This is a genomic window from Thiocapsa sp., from assembly GCF_035467215.1.
Classification (GTDB): domain Bacteria; phylum Pseudomonadota; class Gammaproteobacteria; order Chromatiales; family Chromatiaceae; genus Thiocapsa.
This window is the reverse complement of record NZ_DATITZ010000306.1, coordinates 1-17,431: the sequence shown is the minus strand read 5'-3', so window position 1 is coordinate 17,431 and position 17,431 is coordinate 1. Positions and strand designations below refer to the sequence as shown.

General features: G+C 65.2%; 14 protein-coding genes. 5 read left to right on the top strand and 9 right to left on the bottom strand.

Annotated features, from left to right (window positions below):
• Positions 1-2,891, top strand: a 2,891-nt coding sequence (locus VLR48_RS16805; protein WP_325292892.1) for a hypothetical protein, incomplete at its 5' end; no start/stop codon positions are given.
• A gap of 75 nt (positions 2,892-2,966) precedes the next feature.
• Complete coding sequence (locus tag VLR48_RS16800) at positions 2,967-3,788, top strand: SHOCT domain-containing protein (RefSeq protein ID WP_325292891.1); 822 nt, start codon at positions 2,967-2,969, stop codon at positions 3,786-3,788.
• 25 nt (positions 3,789-3,813) lie between these two features.
• Here VLR48_RS16800 and VLR48_RS16795 read toward each other — a convergent pair whose 3' ends face one another.
• Together VLR48_RS16795 and VLR48_RS16790 are read right to left on the bottom strand one after the other, a co-directional pair.
• Entirely contained in the window at positions 3,814-4,161 is a 348-nt protein-coding gene (locus tag VLR48_RS16795) for a PLDc N-terminal domain-containing protein (RefSeq protein WP_325292890.1), read from the bottom strand.
• A gap of 165 nt (positions 4,162-4,326) precedes the next feature.
• On the bottom strand, positions 4,327-5,100 hold the full coding sequence (locus VLR48_RS16790) for a retropepsin-like aspartic protease (protein WP_325292889.1): 774 nt from the start codon (positions 5,098-5,100) through the stop codon (positions 4,327-4,329).
• A gap of 401 nt (positions 5,101-5,501) precedes the next feature.
• Here VLR48_RS16790 and VLR48_RS16785 point away from each other — a divergent pair, with 401 nt between their 5' ends.
• Complete coding sequence (locus tag VLR48_RS16785; protein WP_325292888.1) at positions 5,502-7,463, top strand: SLC13 family permease; 1,962 nt, start codon at positions 5,502-5,504, stop codon at positions 7,461-7,463.
• A gap of 99 nt (positions 7,464-7,562) precedes the next feature.
• The gene (locus VLR48_RS16780) at positions 7,563-8,795 is read left to right on the top strand and encodes an ATP-binding protein (RefSeq protein WP_325292887.1); all 1,233 of its coding nucleotides are present in this window, start codon (positions 7,563-7,565) and stop codon (positions 8,793-8,795) included.
• A 49-nt stretch (positions 8,796-8,844) separates the two neighbouring features.
• Here VLR48_RS16780 and VLR48_RS16775 read toward each other — a convergent pair whose 3' ends face one another.
• Both VLR48_RS16775 and VLR48_RS16770 read right to left on the bottom strand, forming a co-directional pair.
• Positions 8,845-12,003 (bottom strand): efflux RND transporter permease subunit, encoded by a 3,159-nt coding sequence (locus VLR48_RS16775; RefSeq protein ID WP_325292886.1) that lies wholly within the window; start codon positions 12,001-12,003, stop codon positions 8,845-8,847.
• Complete coding sequence (locus VLR48_RS16770; RefSeq protein WP_325292885.1) at positions 12,000-13,103, bottom strand: efflux RND transporter periplasmic adaptor subunit; 1,104 nt, start codon at positions 13,101-13,103, stop codon at positions 12,000-12,002. The genes VLR48_RS16775 and VLR48_RS16770 overlap by 4 nt, the downstream gene beginning before the upstream one ends.
• A 109-nt stretch (positions 13,104-13,212) precedes the next feature.
• Between VLR48_RS16770 and VLR48_RS16765 the strand changes: the two genes are divergently transcribed.
• Positions 13,213-13,908, top strand: a complete 696-nt coding sequence (locus VLR48_RS16765; RefSeq protein WP_325292884.1) for a TetR/AcrR family transcriptional regulator — start codon at positions 13,213-13,215, stop codon at positions 13,906-13,908.
• An 8-nt stretch (positions 13,909-13,916) separates the two neighbouring features.
• On the opposite strand, the gene VLR48_RS16760 is transcribed toward VLR48_RS16765, so the two are convergent.
• From VLR48_RS16760 to VLR48_RS16740, 5 genes are all read right to left on the bottom strand, one after another.
• The gene (locus tag VLR48_RS16760) at positions 13,917-14,759 is read right to left on the bottom strand and encodes a lipase family protein (RefSeq protein WP_325292883.1); all 843 of its coding nucleotides are present in this window, start codon (positions 14,757-14,759) and stop codon (positions 13,917-13,919) included.
• 38 nt (positions 14,760-14,797) lie between these two features.
• The gene (locus VLR48_RS16755; protein ID WP_325292882.1) at positions 14,798-15,457 is read right to left on the bottom strand and encodes a hypothetical protein; all 660 of its coding nucleotides are present in this window, start codon (positions 15,455-15,457) and stop codon (positions 14,798-14,800) included.
• Between the two features lie 67 nt (positions 15,458-15,524).
• On the bottom strand, positions 15,525-16,031 hold the full coding sequence (locus VLR48_RS16750) for a GNAT family N-acetyltransferase (protein ID WP_325292881.1): 507 nt from the start codon (positions 16,029-16,031) through the stop codon (positions 15,525-15,527).
• Complete coding sequence (locus VLR48_RS16745; RefSeq protein WP_325292880.1) at positions 16,028-16,300, bottom strand: DUF1778 domain-containing protein; 273 nt, start codon at positions 16,298-16,300, stop codon at positions 16,028-16,030. The genes VLR48_RS16750 and VLR48_RS16745 overlap by 4 nt, the downstream gene beginning before the upstream one ends.
• Positions 16,301-16,515: 215 nt before the next feature.
• Positions 16,516-17,431 (bottom strand): type IV secretory system conjugative DNA transfer family protein (locus VLR48_RS16740; protein WP_325292879.1); only part of this gene is annotated, 916 nt, incomplete at its 5' end.

Below are 17,431 nucleotides of genomic sequence, written 5' to 3'. Positions count from 1 at the left end.
CGCTCCTGCTGCGCCCCTTGGTCTGCCCGGAGGTGCCCGGTTTCCAGCCCGAGAAGACGATGGAGATCCGCTTCTTCGCGCCGGGCAATCTGGTCTCGAACCTGGATTTCGTCGAGAGCATCTTCGGCAACGGCGGCAACCCCTATCTCGCCGATTTCGACGCCGCCTTGGATGTCGATCACTGGACCGGCCATACCGGCTGTGTGCTGCTCGCCCCGCATCTGACGCAACTCACCAAGCAGGCGCTGGGCCTACCGCACCGTGACCACGCGACGGAGCGCCAGCGTGCGGATGGCATGTGCTGGAGCGATCCGGATGAACGCTACAACGACGGCAATGCCTTCAAGATCACCGCACGCGACACCTCCGGGGTCATCGTCACCATCCTGGCGGACAACTATTTCGGCTACTGCAAGAAAGAGGTGAAGACCCAGATCAGCTTCGCCGCCAACCTCTTCGGCCTGGCCGAGGAGGAGCACTCGGGCGGCGCGCTCGCGTTCCCGCGCTTCAACCACGGCGAGGAGTTCGGCGTGGATCAGACCACGCGCGAGCCCGGCTATTCCTTTACCGAGGTCGCCGCGCGTTACGGCGCCATCATGGACCTGCAGCCGGAGGGCTACGGGATCGACAAACGCTTCCCGCAGGTCGTCTATGTCCCGCAGAAACTGCGCATGGACCTTCTCGCCCAGCGCATCACCTGGGATTACGAGGGCGCGACACGTTCCATCCGGCTGCAGCCGGGCAAGATCTACATCCAGCCCAACGGCTACAAGATCGAGATGCACAAGCACCCCGGCGCGCCCTCCTGGCGTCTCATCGGCACCAAGGCGGAAGGCACCTTCTGTCATAAGCCCTGCACCGTTTCGGGCGGCGGCAAGTCCGAAATCTCCAAGTCGCTCGAGGACGCCGTGCTCTACGGTCCCATCTTCGTCGACGATCTGAATCAGGATCTCGACCGGGTGCAGGAGATCTTCGATCGCGATTACCGTGACCGCTTCCGCCCCGGTTTCGAGCACGAGGACCACGATGCCGGGCGCAAACCCTTGTCGCCCGAGCGCAGTCTGGGCTCGCTCATCAAGCTGCTGACCCCCTCGCCCAGCCACACGCGCGAGTACAACACCTTGCTCAAGATGATCCCGCCGCGGCTGCTGGCCCTGACCTTCATGATCAAACGTCTCTACCGTCCGAGCTGGGGCGATGCCTGGCGCGACCGCTTCTCGGTCGACGAGGTCGACGGGGCGCCCGGGCACGAGCTCAAGGCCTTCGGGCGACGCATCGTGGCGACCTACCTGCGCGTCGGGTTCGATCTCGACAGCAAGTGGCGGACCTTCAAGCTGCGCCAGGACTTCATCGCGGCCGAGAAGATCCAGATGGAGGACGACATAACCGCCTCGGTCGTGATACCGGCGGGGGCGGTCAGCGGCTGCCGAACCGCGGCGCGCGAGGGCGGACGCAGCCTCAAGCTCGCCCGAAACTGCGAATACCGTCTGTTCCAGCGTCCGGACGACGCCATCATCCCCGGTTTCGACAAGCAGACCGAGCTCGAGATGGCGCAGGACGGCAACTTCATGGCCAACTTCGAGCCGCTGGCGGGACCGACGCTGGACGCGGTCATCGGCGATGTTCTGACCCTCTCGACCTTCACCGCACCCATGCGCGAGCGTCTCGAACAGGCGGCGCGCGACGGCCTTGCCGTGGTCTCCTCCGCCCATCCCCGGCTGGTCGACGGCAAGCCGTCGAAGAACCCGCGCTACCTGCAGGTCCGCCCGGATCTGGTCAACCCGGTGCGCAAGTACGTCGCCGAGATGGGCGCACGCCTCCATCGCAAGCTGCCCCTGGACATCCCGGTCTGCCACCCGGTCGACGCGGTCCTGACCGGACGGCGCAACAACCCGCCCGAGCCCGGCATCCGTGCGCTCGCGGTCTACAACCCGATCCACTACCAAGAGCTGCCCGAGCTCTTCATGGACTTCATCTGCTCGCTCACCGGCAAGTCTCCATCGACCACCGGTGCCGGCAGCGAAGGAGCCCTCACCAAGGCACCCTTCAATGCCGTGCGCCAGACGGTCGACCTCAACAACGCACTGGTGTCCTACATCCTTACCGGCTATGCCGGATTCTCCAGCTCCGCCGGACACATCGGCCCGAACGTCAAGGTCTCGCACGATGTCTCCCTGTTGATCCCGGAGATCTGGGCCCGTCTCACCGAGCAGGAGCGTGATCCGCACTATCTGATCGCAAACGACTATCTGGAGCGACTCGAAGACTTCGAGTACCAAGGCCGTACCGTGCTGGCGAGCCGGCTCGGCTACCGCATCACCGAGCGCTTCGTGGCCCACTTCATGGGCAAGATCTTCGACAATCCGCGCGCGGTCTTCACCTCGGCCATCCTGCGCCCGGAGTCGCAGAGCCTGGAGGTCTTCGTCGACGGCATCGAGAACATCTGCGAGGCACAAGAGCGTGTCGCCCGACGCTATTTCGAGGACGGCAGCATCGAGGACGCCTGTCCGCCCCTCGCGGCCCTGCTCCACATCATGGCCGAAGGTCATTATCAGGGTCGCAGGGTCAACGACCCCGTCATCCGCAACCTCTTCACACGCGCGTATCTCGTGGACTCCGACTGGTACCGCGAGCGGCTGGAGGTCAAGCAGCAGCGCGACATTCAGCTCGCCCGGCGGATGGTGCTGAATCTCCAGCAGTTCAAGGAGCTACGCCACTACGCCGACGAGGCCGACCGCCTCGACGCCGCCGCGCGCTTGGAGCGGGCCAAGGCCGATCTGGCAAGGGTCCAGGAACCCGCTTACCTGGATGCACTTGTCGGCACCATCGGCGCGGATCCACTTGGACCGGCTCGGGAGATCATGGTCGCGGCCGAGCGACGGGCCGCCTAGCGCGGTCGAGCCGACACCGGGGAGCGCCTTGTGTTAGCGTGCCGGGAATCGAAGAACCATCTCGGAACCTCAAAGATGCAACACCTCACACCGCAGGGCCAACAGATCGTCGACGATATCGCCCTGCGTCACGGCTTCAGCCAGGATGCAGTCACCCACATGCTGATCGCCGTGCTCAACGGCAACGGCAGCATGGCCCAGTTCAGCCACCCGGAGTTCGGCGGCTCGGGCCAGTGGATGCAGGGCGGCATGCTCATGCTCGGCGACATGTTCAACTCCTCGCTGAAGGGACGGGTCGACGCACTCTGCTACGAGCTCTCCAACCTGCTCGCCAACCAGCCCGGCCTTCTTCAGAGCGGGAGCTTTCAGTCCCAGAGCCAAGGCGGCGGATCCTTTCAGAACCAAACGAGCGGCGGCGTCCGCGGTGAATCCGAACTCTTCGTGCCGGACCCCGCCGATCACTGGTGGCCGCAAGAGCTCGGCGCACCGAACGCGACCGGGAGTCAGAACAACGTCAAGTACGCCTATTTCGCCAACGCACGGCGCCTGGCCGTGAACACGGGCGGGGATGTCTGGGTCTACGATACGCTGGATCACCAGATCGGCGGCTTCTCCCAGCAGCAAGGCATGGGCGGCTCGATCAGCTTCGGCAGCCAATACGGCACCATCGATCTCGGACGCCTCCCGGTCGTCTCGCGCAACGGTCGACCCGCTGCGGCGCCTCCGCCGGCCTATGCGCCGGATCGCCCCATGCAGAATCAGCCCGCGTCGAACCCACGCGCGAACGAGGGCGATATCTTCGCCGCCATCGAACGCCTCGGCGATCTCAGGGCAAAGGGCATCCTCACGGACGATGAGTTCAACACCAAGAAGGCCGAGCTGCTGGCGCGGCTTTAGGTTGCGGGCTAAGTCGAACGTCGGGTTAAGCTGCGCTAACCCGACCTACGGGGCCTTCCGAGTTTGCCGAGCCGAGAAATGACCAGGCATCGTCGATCAGCATCAGCTTGGTGTGATCGAAGGGTGGCGGGGAGAGCCGGATCCGGCAGTGCCCCTCCAGAAGCTGGTCAACCTGGGCTTGCGCGGCCCACTGCATGAGCTTCAGGGTGATGCGGTTGATCCCGAACAGCCAGTAGAGCACCAGCCCGGCCATCGGGGCCAGAATGACCAGCCCCGCCCAACCGACTGTGGAAGGCACGTCGCGACGGCTGAGCAGAAGGTGAGCTGCGGTGGCGACTTGGGCGGCGAGCTCCACCGCCACAAGTGCTCCCAACAAGAATCCGTGGTCGATCATCCTAAACCGCGCCGAACCCTGAATCGTCGCGTCGAGCTCGCCCCCTCGGGCCATCCGGGAGGCGGAAGAAGACGACTGCAAGTCGTCGATCCCGGGATGTTGCCATCCCGTAACGCTCGCCGGCGTCAGGCGACTTCTTCAGCCCTACCGAGCCGCCAAGGTCAGCTGATTCTGCTCGTCGTCGATGGTGACGCGGAAGCGACCGAGCAAGCTCATCCCCAAGAGGGCGTTCCCACCGAGCCGGGCGTCGTCGATGAAGGCTGCGGAGACGCCTTCGACCCGCGTCTCTCCCAGCCACACACCGCTCAAGGTACCAAGCCGCGCGTCGACGGTCCCGTTGGCGGTCTGTACCGTCTGCATCCGCAGATCGTTCGGCGAGATCCCGAGCGGGCCGATCAAGGAGGCCGGCAGGACCACATGATCCGAACCCGTGTCGATCAGCAACACGCGCTGCACGCGCTGGCCGTTCGGCCCCTCGATGGTCAGGTTCACGGCATGCGAGGTTCCCTGACGCTGCGTCGGCAAGACGATTGGATCGCCCGGTTGGCCTTCCTCGCCCTGCGGGGCGGCGTCCGAGGGGAAACCCGATCCCTCACCATCGATGATCAACGGCGGCGCGACCACGGCAACCTTCTCGCCGAGGATAATGACCCGATCGACCCCGCCGTTGTCGGTCTGAACGATCACATGGTCGAAACCGTCCAGCAGTACGCGAAGGCGAGGCACCAGCTCGGCACCCTCGGCGCGTCCCTCCATGTCGGCCGTTTGCTCGATGCCGCGCACCTCGAACCCGTGCTCCGCCATCAGACGCTGCAGCTCCTCCTCGACGTTCACCAGCGGAGCCGCGTCTGCGGTTCCGAGCAGAATGCCGGAGATCCAACAGAGGTTGACCAGGACCCGACGAACAAGGTGCTTCATGGCTCCGGACTCCGGACGCGATCGGTTTAAAAGATGGGATCAAGACTAGCAGTGCGCCGGGTTCAGAGCTACAGACCGGATTCTTACGACACGGATGTCGGAGGCACCGAAACGCGCACTCCAAGTCGGGCGCACGCGCAAGACCTCGAAGAAAACCGGGAAAAACCGGATCCGATTCATTATGATCACTGGTCTTTCGGCGATCCTTCACGGCGCAGAGACGAGAGCCGTTCACGCTCCGAGCCCGAGCTGCCCCGTCTGCCGGAGCATCCGCCGCAACACCTGAAGGAGCCGTCGTCCCGCGACACCGCAGGCCATAACAACAGGTCCGCTCGGCACCCTGTCGAAGGCTCGGCGCCGAAGCCGTTGCACGGACCCGAACACAGAGAGGACATTTCAGCATGCTCGCCGCTTTTCGCGCCCTGACCAAGACCGATCTCGCCGCGGTCGTCTTTGCAGTCGTCGGGTTCTACCTCGCCGGTATCGTCCCGTCCGTGGAGATCGCCTGGGTCGTCGGCTTCCTTCTCCTGACCATTTTTCTGTTCGCCTTCGAGGTCGTCACCGTCGACGTCGCCGCGATCAGTATCATGGTTCTGCTCGGGCTGTCCGGGCTATTTGCGCCCTTGATGGGGCTCGGGCAGGGGCTGGTGCCGGTCGAGCATCTGTTCGACGGCTTCGCGAGCAACGCGGTCATCTCCATCATCGCGGTCATGATCATCGGGGCCGGGCTCGACAAGACCGGAATCATGTCCAAGGTCGCGGGCTTCATCATGCGCATCGGCGGCAAAACCGAGTCGCGGATCATCCCGCTGATCTCCGGAACCGTCGGCGGCATCTCGAGCTTCATGCAGAACGTCGGGGCCGCGGCGCTCTTTTTGCCCGTGGTCAGCCGCATTTCCGCGCGCACCGGGTTGCCGATGTCCCGCCTGCTCATGCCGATGGGCTTCTGCGCCATCCTCGGCGGCACCATCACCATGGTCGGCTCCAGCCCGCTGATCCTCTTGAACGACCTGATCCTAACCTCGAACAAGGCACTCCCGGCGGGTACGGCGCCGATGGAGACCTTTCAGCTTTTCGATGTCACGCCGATCGGCATCGCCCTGCTGATCGCAGGTATCCTCTATTTCGTGCTTGCCGGACGCTTCGTCCTGCCCTCGCGCGGGAACGAGATGCTGACCGGCAACGATGCCAGCGCCTATTTCGCGGAAACCTACGGGCTGTCCTCCTTCGAGATCCGCGAGATCAGACTCCGTCCGGAGAGTACGCTGGTCGGCATGAGCGTCGACGACCTGGAGCAGACCTGGCGGATACGGGTCATCGCCGTCGAGAAGGGTGACGGGCTGCGTCTGGGTGCCGACGGCGTGGATCGCTCGCTGGGCATCGAGCCCGGCACGACGCTCGGTCTGCTTGGGACCGAGGAGAAGCTCAAGCGCTTTGCCGAGGAGAACGCGGTCGATGTCAAACCCGACCTCGAGCTCTTCTCCGAGGCGATGTCCAACACCAAGGCGGGCGTCGCCGAGATCGTGATCCCGCCCGGCTCGAGCCTGATCGGCAAGACCGCGCGCGATGTCTGGATGCGCAAGACCTACGGGCTCTCCCTACTCGCCATCAATCGCGGCGGTACCCAGATCACCTTCAACACCGGCGGCGTGCGCAATACGCCCCTGCTCGCCGGCGATGCCTTGGTGGTCCACACGACCTGGGCAGACCTGACGCGCCTGACCAAGGACCGCAACTTCGTCGTGGTCACGACCGAGTATCCTCACGAGGAGCTGCGTCCGCATAAGGTCCGCGCGGCTCTGGTCTTCTTCGTGATCACGCTGGCCTTGGTGCTCCTGACCGATCTGCGGCTTTCGGTGGCCCTGCTCACCGGCGCCATGGGCATGATCCTCGCGGGCGTGCTCTCGATCGACGAGGCCTACGAGGCCGTGAGTTGGAAGACGGTCTTTCTGTTGGCCTCGCTCATCCCGCTCGGGCTCGCGGTCGAGGCCAGCGGCACCGCCGCCTGGATCGCCCAGCAGACACTGACGGCGCTCGGCGACGTGCCGATCTGGGTCGTCCAAGCCGCGCTCGCGGTGCTCGCCACCTTCTTCACCTTGGTGATGTCGAACGTCGGCGCGACCGTCTTGCTCGTCCCGCTGGCGGTCAACATGGCCCTGGGGATCGGCGCGAACCCGGCCGTCTTCGCATTGACGGTCGCCATCGCAACGTCGAACTCCTTCTTGATTCCGACCCATCAGGTCAACGCGCTGCTCATGGGACCAGGCAATTATCGGGTCGTCGACTTCATGCGGGCCGGCGGGATCATGACGATCATCTTCCTGGTCGTGGCGCTGACCATGCTCAATGTGGTCTTTGGCTGAACCGCGTCCGCTGCAGCGGGCGTGGACTCCTGCGAGGGCGAGACCCGAATGAACAGAGTGCATGTCGTACGAGACGCGGTTTTATAGGGCTCGCGGGTGATGTCTCTGCTGCGCAAGACGCCGACCTGTCCGGTGCATGGCTGCGAGCTGGTGCTCTCGCACCACGGCAAGAAGAGCAATCTCGGCCACTTCTTCGTCGAGGTGGTCGGCGCACCTCTCCTGTACTGCCCGCACTGCTTGGAAAAGGGGCAGGGCACCTCGGTAGAAGTCGAGCCGGCGGCGTCCAACGCCTTTCTGAAACGGCTGGTCCAGGTGCTCGAAACATCCGAGTTTCCGGGGCTCCTGAACAAGCCGAAGATCCGGGTCGATTTCAATCCGACGAAGACGACCCTGGAGCACCCCTACGGCCAAACCGTCACGACCAATGGCGTTGCGATGGCGCAGCCCGGCGCCGCTGCATCGCCGCCCGACGAGACGGAAGAGACGCGCCTGGAGGGCATCGAGCCGGTCGAGCCTCGCCACACCCTCAATCAGCTCATCCTCGATCAGGACACCCTGGAGCGCATCCGCGAGGCGACCAACGTGCTCGTCTCTCAGGACTTGATCTACGTGACCTGGGGGCTGTGTTCGGTCGCGCGCACCGGACGCAGGGTGGCGCTCAACTTCTACGGCCCGCCGGGTACCGGCAAGACCCTCGCCGCGGATGCCATCGCCGACCTGCTCGCCAAGAAGATCCTGCGCATCAGCTACGCCGAGCTGGAATCCAAGTATGTCGGCGAAACCCCCAAGAACATCAAGGCCGCCTTCGCCAAGGCATCCGAGACGGGCGCCCTACTCTTTTTCGACGAGGCCGACTCCATCCTCGGCAAGCGTCTGGTCAACGTCTCCCAATCGGCGGACAACAGCATCAATGTCGCGCGCAGCACGACCTTGATCGAGCTCGACAATTTCGACGGAGCGGTCATCTTCGCCTCGAATCTGGTCGGCAATTACGACACAGCCTTCCTGCGGCGCATGCTCGCCCATGTCGAGTTCAAGCTCCCCGCCACCGAGCAGCGCGAGCAGATCTGGCGCTGCCATATCCCGCCCCAGTTGCCGCTGGCGGAGGATGTCGATTTCGAGAGCCTGGCGCTCTATTCCGAGGGTGCCGCGGGCGGTGACATCCAAAACGCCGTCCTGCTCGCGGCCTCTTACGCCTCGATGCGACAGGGGGCCGAGCAGGTGGTCATGCTCACGGACCTGAAACGCGCCATCGCCTTTCTGCTCGACGGTAAGCGTAAGATCCTCGAAGGCGAGTCCGGATCGGAAGACGACCGGTTCAATTGGGGTTAAGCCGCGCCTTACCGAAGGCGGATGATGCCCGCGCGGTGTCGGCTTTCGGTCATGCGCCGGATGTGCTCGTCGCGCTCAAGCGCACACGAAACCACACTGCGTAAAGCGCCGGCAGAAACAGCAGCGTAATCAGGGTACCGACCAACACCCCGCCGATCAGCACAAAGGCGAGCGGCCCCCAGAAGGTATCCGTGGTCAGCGGGATGAAGGCGAAGACGGCCGCCGCCGCGGTCAGCACCACCGGGCGCGCACGCTGTACCGTGGCCTCCACGACCGCCGCGGAACGCTCCAGCCCCTGATGCAGGTTGTCCTCGATCTGCTTGGCCAGGATGAGTGTGTTGCGCATCAGGATGCCGGCCAGACCGATCAGCCCGAGCAGCGCGACGAAGCCGAACGGACGATCGGCGATCAGCAAGGCAAGCGTGGCCCCGATCACACCGAGCGGCGCCGTGGCCACGACCATGAGCGTGCCCGAGAAGCTGCGCATCTGGAGCATGATGACGATCAGCATCAAGGCCAGCATGATCGGCTGGACGCGTTGGATCGAGGCATCGGCCTTGCCCGATTGTTCCACCGCACCGCCGATGTCGATCCGATACTCGGGCGGCAGCTCGGCAATCAGCCCCTGCAGCTCGGCCCAAATGGCCTGCGTCACGTTCGGTGGCTGGGCGCCTCGGACCTCGGATTGCACCGCGATGAAGGGCTCGCGGTTGTAGCGCTTGAGCACCGGGTCCTCGAAGGCGATCATCAGCTCGCCGGCCTGCTCGAGCGGGATGGTCCGGCCGTCGAGCGTCTTGAGATTGATGCCGGCGAGGCTGGTCGGCGTGATCGCCGCGCCGCTGCCGCCTGCTCCGGATCCGACCCCGGCGCCGTCCGCGCCCGGCGGTCCCTCCTCGGCAAGCCCCCGCAGGATCAGCTGAACATTGCGGATGTCCTCGCGGATCTCGGTCGCCGGCAGCCCGGAGAGCTGATACTCCAGTTGGCCGGCGAGCTCTCGCGGGGTGAGCCCGATCAGACGCAGACGCTCCGGGTCGAGCGCAAGCCGCACCACGGGGACGCGCTCGCCCCAGTCCAGATGCGGGTCCATCGTATTCGGATTAGCGGCGACCACATCCCGCACTTGATCTGCGATCCGGCGCAGCACCAGCGGATCAGGCCCCACCACCCGAAAGGTCACGGGCCAGATCACCGGGGGCCCGTAAAGCAGCGTGTGCACCCGCACCCGCGCCTCGGGAAACTCACCGGCCTCCACATGCGCTTGGAGCTGCGCAATGAGCGCATCGCGCTCGGCCGCGCCTTCCGCCACCACGATCAGCTTGGCAAACGCCGGATTCGGAAACTCGGGGTTCAGCGCCAGGAAGAATCGCGGTGCCCCGGCGCCGAGATAGGCCGCGCTCGAGCGCACGCCGGGCGCATCCGCCAGGATCGCCTCGACCCGCTCGACCACGGCCGCGGTCGCGCGGATCGCGCTGCCCTCGGGGAGCCGGATGTCGATCAGGACCTCCGGGCGATCCGAGGACGGGAAGAACTGTTTCTGCACGCTGCCGGCCAGCCCGACGATCGACAGGACCAACAGCCCGAAGGTCGCGGCCACCACCCAGATCTTATAGCGGACACAGCCGCGGATCAGCCCGCGCAGCTTGCGGTAAAGCGGCGTCGCGTAGGCGCTCTCCGCGGCATGCTCGCCCGGGCGTGTCGGCGCCTTCAGCAGCAAGGTGCCCAGATAAGGGGTGAAGGTCACCGCCACCACCCAGGAGGCGAGCAGCGCGAAGGCCAGCACCCAGAAGATGTTGCCCGCGTACTCGCCCACGCCCGAGCGCGCGAAGCCGATGGGCACGAAGCCGATCACGGTCACCAGTGTGCCGCTCAACATGGGCGCTGCGGTCACCGTCCAGGCATGGGCCGCGGCACGCAGCCGGTCCCATCCCGCCTCCATCTTCACCAGCATCATCTCGATGGCGATGATGGCATCGTCGACCAAGAGCCCCAGGGCGATGATGAGTGCGCCCAAGCTGACCCGGTCCAGGTTGATGCCCTTGATCAACATCAGCAGAAAGGTGATCGCGAGGGTCAGCGGGATGGCGATGCCGACGACCAGCCCGGCACGCCAGCCGATGGCGACGAAGCTGACCAGCATCACGACCGCGACCGCGACCAGGAACTTGATCTGAAAGAGGTCGACGGCATGCGTGATGGCGTCGGCCTGATTGGTGAGCTGTGTGAAGCCGATACCCAAAGGCAGACTGGCCTCAAGCCCTTTCTGAACCTCGACCAAGCGCTCGCCGAGCGCCAGCCCGTTCTCTCCGCGCTGCATCACCACGCCGAGCAGGACCGCATCCTCCCCGCCGGCACGGATCAGAAACTCGGGCGGATCCTCGTAACCGCGACTGACCTCGGCGATCTCGCCCAGCGTCAGCAGATGCTCGCCGACACGCAGCGGCACCTGACGGATGTCCTCGAGCTCGCGCAGCTCGGCGTCCGGACGCAGATACAGCCGCGGCCCGTCGGTCTCGACCAGACCCGCCGGGGCAAGTCGATTCTGGGCATCCAGGGCCTCGCGCACCTCGGCGGGCGACACCCCGAGATTGGCGAGACGCGCCTGATCGAGCTCCACGAAAAAACGTTGCGGGCGCTCGCCCAGGATGCGCGCCTTCTGCACCCCTTCGACCCGGGCCAGCCGATCGCGGATCCGCTCGGCCTCGCGCACCAGGAGACGGTTCGGCAGATCCGGTGCCGAGAGCGCATAGAGCGCGAAATAGACGTCCGAGAAGTCGTCGTTGACGAAAGGCCCGAGCACCCCGGCCGGCAGACTCCCGGCCGCATCCGACATGCGTTTGCGCACCTGGTAGAAGAGATCGGGGATCTGCTCGGAGGGGGCGTAGTCCTGAAACTCGACCAGCATGTCGACCCGTCCGGGGCGCGCCGTGGTCTCCAGCCGGTAGAAGAGCTCGACCTCGCCGATACGCTTCTCCAGCGGATCGGCGACCAGATCCTGCATCTGTTGCGCGCTCGCCCCCGGCCAGAGCGCCGAGACCACCATCACCCGCACGGTGAAGGCCGGGTCCTCGGCACGGCCGAGCTGCAGAAAGGCGACCAAGCCCGCGATCGCGGTCACCAGAATCAGAAAGAGCGTGACGGAGCGCTCGCGCACGGCGAGCGCGGAGAGATTCAACCGCGTCCCCGCTGACCTGTCCTCGAAGGTGCTCATCGCTCGAGCACCCGCACGGCCTGACCGGGCAGCAGGAGATGCGCCCCGAGCGCGACGACCGGCGTGCCCGGCGCCAGATCGGTCCGGATCTCGGCCTGCTCGCCGACGATGCCGATCAGCTCGACCGCCTCGGGCTCGACCCGGCCCTCCTCGATCCGCCAGATCAGCGGTCCTTCACCGCGCTCCAGGATGGCTCCGAGCGGCACCCGAGCAGTCGGTCCGGACGTCTCGCGCGCAGTCTCGAAGGTCAGGGTCACGGTCGTGCCGAGACCGGGCTCGCTCGTCAGCTCGGGCAGACGATAGCGCGCACGCCAGGTCCGGCTGAGCGGATCGGCACTGCCGGCGATCTCGCGCAGGGTCACGCGTGCGGACGTCGGTCCGTTCGTCGCGGCGTTCGCGAGCCGTGCCGTCGCCTCGGTCGGCAGATCGATACGCCGCGCCTCGGGCACCTGGACCTCGATCTCGCGCGGCCCGTCCTCGGCCAGGCGTGCGACCGCCTGACTCGGCGAGACCACCTGTCCGACCTGTCCCTCCACGTCCAGGAGCACGCCCGCCGCGGGTGCGACCAGGTCGGCATAGAGGATGGCGTTGCGTGCCTGCTCCAGGTTCGCTTCCGCCGCGACCAGCCGTTGCTCGGCGGCGCGCGCGGCGGTCACGGCCCGATCATGGTCCTGCTCGCTGGCGAGCCGCTTGACGAGAAGATCGTCGAGACGATCGCGCTCGCGATTCGCGTTCTCGCTCTCCGCCAGCGCGCTCGCCACCGTCGCCTCGGCCGCCAAACGCTGTTGGGTCACGTCGCGCGGATCCAGCCGAAACAGGACGTCGCCGGCCTCGACCCGCGCCCCCGCGTCGATCAGACGCGCCTGAATCTCCCCGCCGATACGGAAGGACAGCGGGATCTCATGGCGAGCGCGTACCGTGCCCGTGAGCGTCCAGACGCTGTTCGGCGCGAGCTCCACCCGGGCCGACAACACCCAAGGCACCGATTCGCGATCGGGCTCCGCCGTGGGCGCGGCCGGCTCGTCGGCATTCGGCCCACATCCCGAGCCGAGCAGTGCCGCGACGAACACGGCTCCGATCCTCTTCATCCTGGTCGACAAGGGTCACTCCTGCGCCGCGCGGGTCGGTTTTGGTTGGTGGTTCACCGCACCATTATTCCTGTACGATAGCGTTTAGTAAATGCCCGAAAACATGACGGAGCACACAGCCATGCCGACATCCGACGCCGGCGCATCCGAGATACCGGGGGCGCCCCGAGCCGCCGGGCGCGGTCGACCACCGGACCCCGCCAAGCACGCGGCGATTCTCGACGCCGCTCGCCGGCTCTTCTTCTCGGGCTCGATCCAGGCACTCAACATGGAGGCCGTCGCCCGTGCCGCCGGTGTTTCGAAGGTCACGGTCTACAGCCATTTCGGTGATCTACAGGGTCTGATCCGTGCGGTCGTGCTGCTGCAGCGCAGCGAGATGACGGCGGCGCTCGACGATCTGCCCTCCGGGCAGTGCGGGCTGAGACAAGCCCTGATCGATCTGGGATGCGCGCTGGTGGGCTTCCTGAGCAGCGACGACTATGTCGCCCTGCAACGGATGTTGGCGACCCTGGCCGGGAAGGAGACCTGGCTCGGCAGACTCGTCTATCGCGACGGCGCGGAGGCGACACGCGATCGCCTCGCCGCCCGCCTGGCCGAGGCATCGGCGCGCGGCGACCTATGCGCGCACGACAGCCGCCTGGCCGCCGAGCAGCTCCTCGGCATCTGGCAAGGGATTCAGACCACGGGGCTCTTGAGCGGCGGCTGCCCGCGACCCGACGCCGAGCAGCTGCGCCGTCGGGTCGAATGCGGGGTGGATGTGCTGCTGCGGGCCTATGCGCCCGAGGGCATGGATCCCAAGACCGACCGGTCCGGTTGAGACGCGATTCAGCCGCGCAGGCGCGCTTGATAGTTGGGGATCAGATGGGCATGAATGCCCTTGCGCACGAGCGTCCAGAGCTCGTCGGCCAGGCTCGCCGTGAGCATGCCCTCCACCGCCGTGCGCCCGAGCTCACCGAGCGCGTGTGTGAATGCACTCTGCGTCGGGCCTTGAAGCCTGACCTCGTTGAGACAATGGGCATAGGCGTTCGCCACCAGGCTGACCGTCGGCAGGAGCGGGACCGGATCCTCGATATCGACATAGCGGAAGATCCGGTCGGGAAACGCCTGCTCGAAGGCATGGGCCGCAACGGCGTTGCCTATCATCGGCGCCCCGAAGGTGACGACCTCGTGCACCCCGATGAAGGCGCGCTGAAAACGCCAGGCCGCAAGCAACGCAAGTGCACCGCCGAGGCTGTGCCCCGTCACCCAGAGCGGTCGCTCCGATGCGTCCATCGCCTCCTGGACGGCCTGTACGAGCGGCGCCCAGATCTCGTCCAACGCCTGCATGAAGCCGCGATGAAATCGGGCCCCCACGCCTGCGGCCGCGAAGTCCGTGCCGATACGTCCTTCGGGGACGACCAACAGGTTGTTCGCGTTGGTCAGCAGCCAGTCCTTGACGCCGTCGAGACTGGTCGGCGATTGCGAGCCGCGAAAGGCGACCACCAGCGCGCCCAGGTCGCTCGCCACATAGACCTGCGTGTTGTCGACGCCGATGAGGCGCGCATCCAGACCCAGCTCGGCCCGAAAGCCGGTCGGACCGTCGGGCTCGTCCAGGTAGGCCAGCTCGCAGGCCTTGGCGAGGAATCGGACGTTGGGCAGATCACCCGGAACGGACGCGTCGAGTGTCATGGTTTCGTCACCTCATGGGGCTGAAGGGGGATGCGACCTCAACGCAAGGCCCGGCGCCCGGGTTTGGCCTTGCGCCATTCGGAGATGGTCTCGGCCGAGACGGATGTGCCGCGCAGATCCAGCTCTAGCAGAGACGGATGAGGCATCAGGAACGCGCGAAAGCCGGCGTCGGTAATGCCCGTGTTCGCCAGACGCAGCCGCTCCAAACGCGTCGATGCCGCAAGACGCGCGAGCCCCGCGTCGGTCACGGCGCTCTCGTTAAGATCCAGCTCGCGAAGACGATCCATCCCGGCGAGCAGCGCCAAGGTCTCGTCCGTCACATCCGCGTTGGCCATCTGCAGCACGACCACGTCCGTCGCGCCTTCCAGCAGCCGATAGTCGTGCCGGTCCCAACCCGTCAGGGTGATATGGCGCTCGCCGTCGACCAGCACATCGCGCGGGCCAAGATCGACAGGCAACAGGCGGTTGACGACCGGCGGACCGGCAGCGAGCAGCACTCCAGACAATCCCAGGACGAGTGGACCGCGTACGGCATGAAATCGGCCGACGGCGAAGAGCAGCCCGGCCGGCGGAAAGAGCGCGACCGCGACACCCCACGGACGGCTACGCCGCCAAGCGACCACGGCAAACCAGATCCAACTAACCGCCAGCAGGCCGAAACCTGTCGAGGTCGCCATGAAGAGGTGGCTTTCGTTCATTGCAGGTCACCGTGTGAATACGGCCGTCGCCCCTGACGCTGGCCGCTTCTATCCAGGCATCAGCGGATCAATCGTCGCGTGCGTCCAATCTCAGGATCGTGCTGATCGGCAGATAGAGCTTCAAGCCATCCTCCGTCAACGGAATGAATCCGAAACGCCGGTAAAATGCCACGGCTTCCGGCTTGCTGTCCACGATGACGCATTGCACGCCAATCGTGCCGGCTGCCCGTAAAGATTGTTTGAGGGCGTGAATCAAGAGGCGAGAGCCAATGCGAAGTCCGGATTCGCGCGCCCGGCGGTCGCTCGCCATGCGCCCGATCAAGACGGCCGGAACGGGATACTTCGGCAGCCGGTGAGCGAGGGATTCGGGAAGCTCGTCGTGACCGAGGGAGGCCGCGGACAAGGTGTAATAGCCCAGAACCTTAGCGTGGCCGTCTTCAGCCACATACACCCGCGCCAAGTGGTTGCGCAAGCTCTGGCCCGCGTAGCGTCTCAGATATTCGTCCAGGGCGTCATGGCCGCACGCAAAATCCGCGCGCTTGTGGCGACGGGGATCGAACGCGACAATCTTCATTCCGGTTCGGCATCGCGGTAGTCGCGCCAGGCGGCTTGCAGCGTGTCGTTCGGCTCGGGGGGATTGTCCAGAGTGTCGGAAAAACGACGCCATTCCTCGGCGTTCAATATGAAGTGCTGGTGGCTGCGCAGGATTTCCCGGGCCTTCTCCAGCGCTGCGTTCAGCACGAGGCCGGTCAGGGTATTGCCGCTGATGTCCGCCGCCTGCATCAGCAGCTGTTTGGCGTTGGCGGGCAATCGGATGTCGAATCGCTCGATGGCTTCGGACATACTCGTTCTCGATACGGTTTATTTCCGTACAGATTAGCAGGCACAACGACCTTGTTCCAACCGGAATTCACTGGCGGGAAAGCGCCTATCGATTGGTATCAAGGCACAGCCTCGAGTTAGAGCGCGGCAAGGACGAGCCCCTTGGCGATGCGCTCGACCGGTGTCTTAGCGACCCGCCCTGGCAAACGAATCGTTGGGCCGAACTCCCACTGCGATCAGGAATAGCTCTTGTAGAACGCCTCGGCGGTAAACTTAACAAACTCTTCGGTTTTTTCAGGACTGCGCGCAATGACCTGCCAAGGTTCCAGTCGGGAAATCTCCGTCTGAAGATCCTTCGCCGTCTTGCTGCTGCAACCAAGAATGTCCTGTACCGATCCGGCGGCCACGCCGTCGCATTGGAAGATGTAGGCGAATTCAAGCAGCTCCTGGAAGTTGAAGAACTTTTGCTGATAGTCGTTGGGCGACTGGCTAGCGAAGAAGACGACGACACCCTTCGAGCGCCCTTCGCGAATGATCCGCTGTAGGAAAATGTTCTTCTGGCCGAGGTAGTTGTGCGCCTCGTCGATCACCAGGATGGACCGAATGGTCCGTCGACCCTCGGTTACCGGACTATCGGGCAGGGTCGTCATCTCCTTGTAAAGCCGCTCGATGACGAGATAGCCGACCAACTCCTTCAGTACCGGCATGGCATGCAGATCGATCAACATCGTGCGGTTCGACACCCGGTCCATCGGTGTGCCCTCGCTGCCGTGACGCCAGAACAGCTCGAAATCGGATAGATCGCGCAAGACCTCGATGAGGCTATCGTCTTTCTTGCCGTCTGCCTCATAGGCGAGTGCCGCCAGTTCGAGCACATCGGGAAAGTCCGGATAGGGTGCGGCCGATGCGGCGCGTTTGGCATAAGCCGCCCGGATGGCCTCCGTCAGTGCACCCTTCTGCACCACGCCGAGCTTGCTGTTGATCGACGCGAAGCTTTCAGCCTTTTCCCGTGTGTTGTTTCCCATCCTGATCCGCAAACCACCGGCCATTTTTGCAGGGAATTTTCCACCGGTGATGTCGTTTTCCGGTGAAGCAATGCGGTAAGCGCGGAGCGCGGATGTCCCGCACGCTTCACCGGCGTGCATCCTCGCG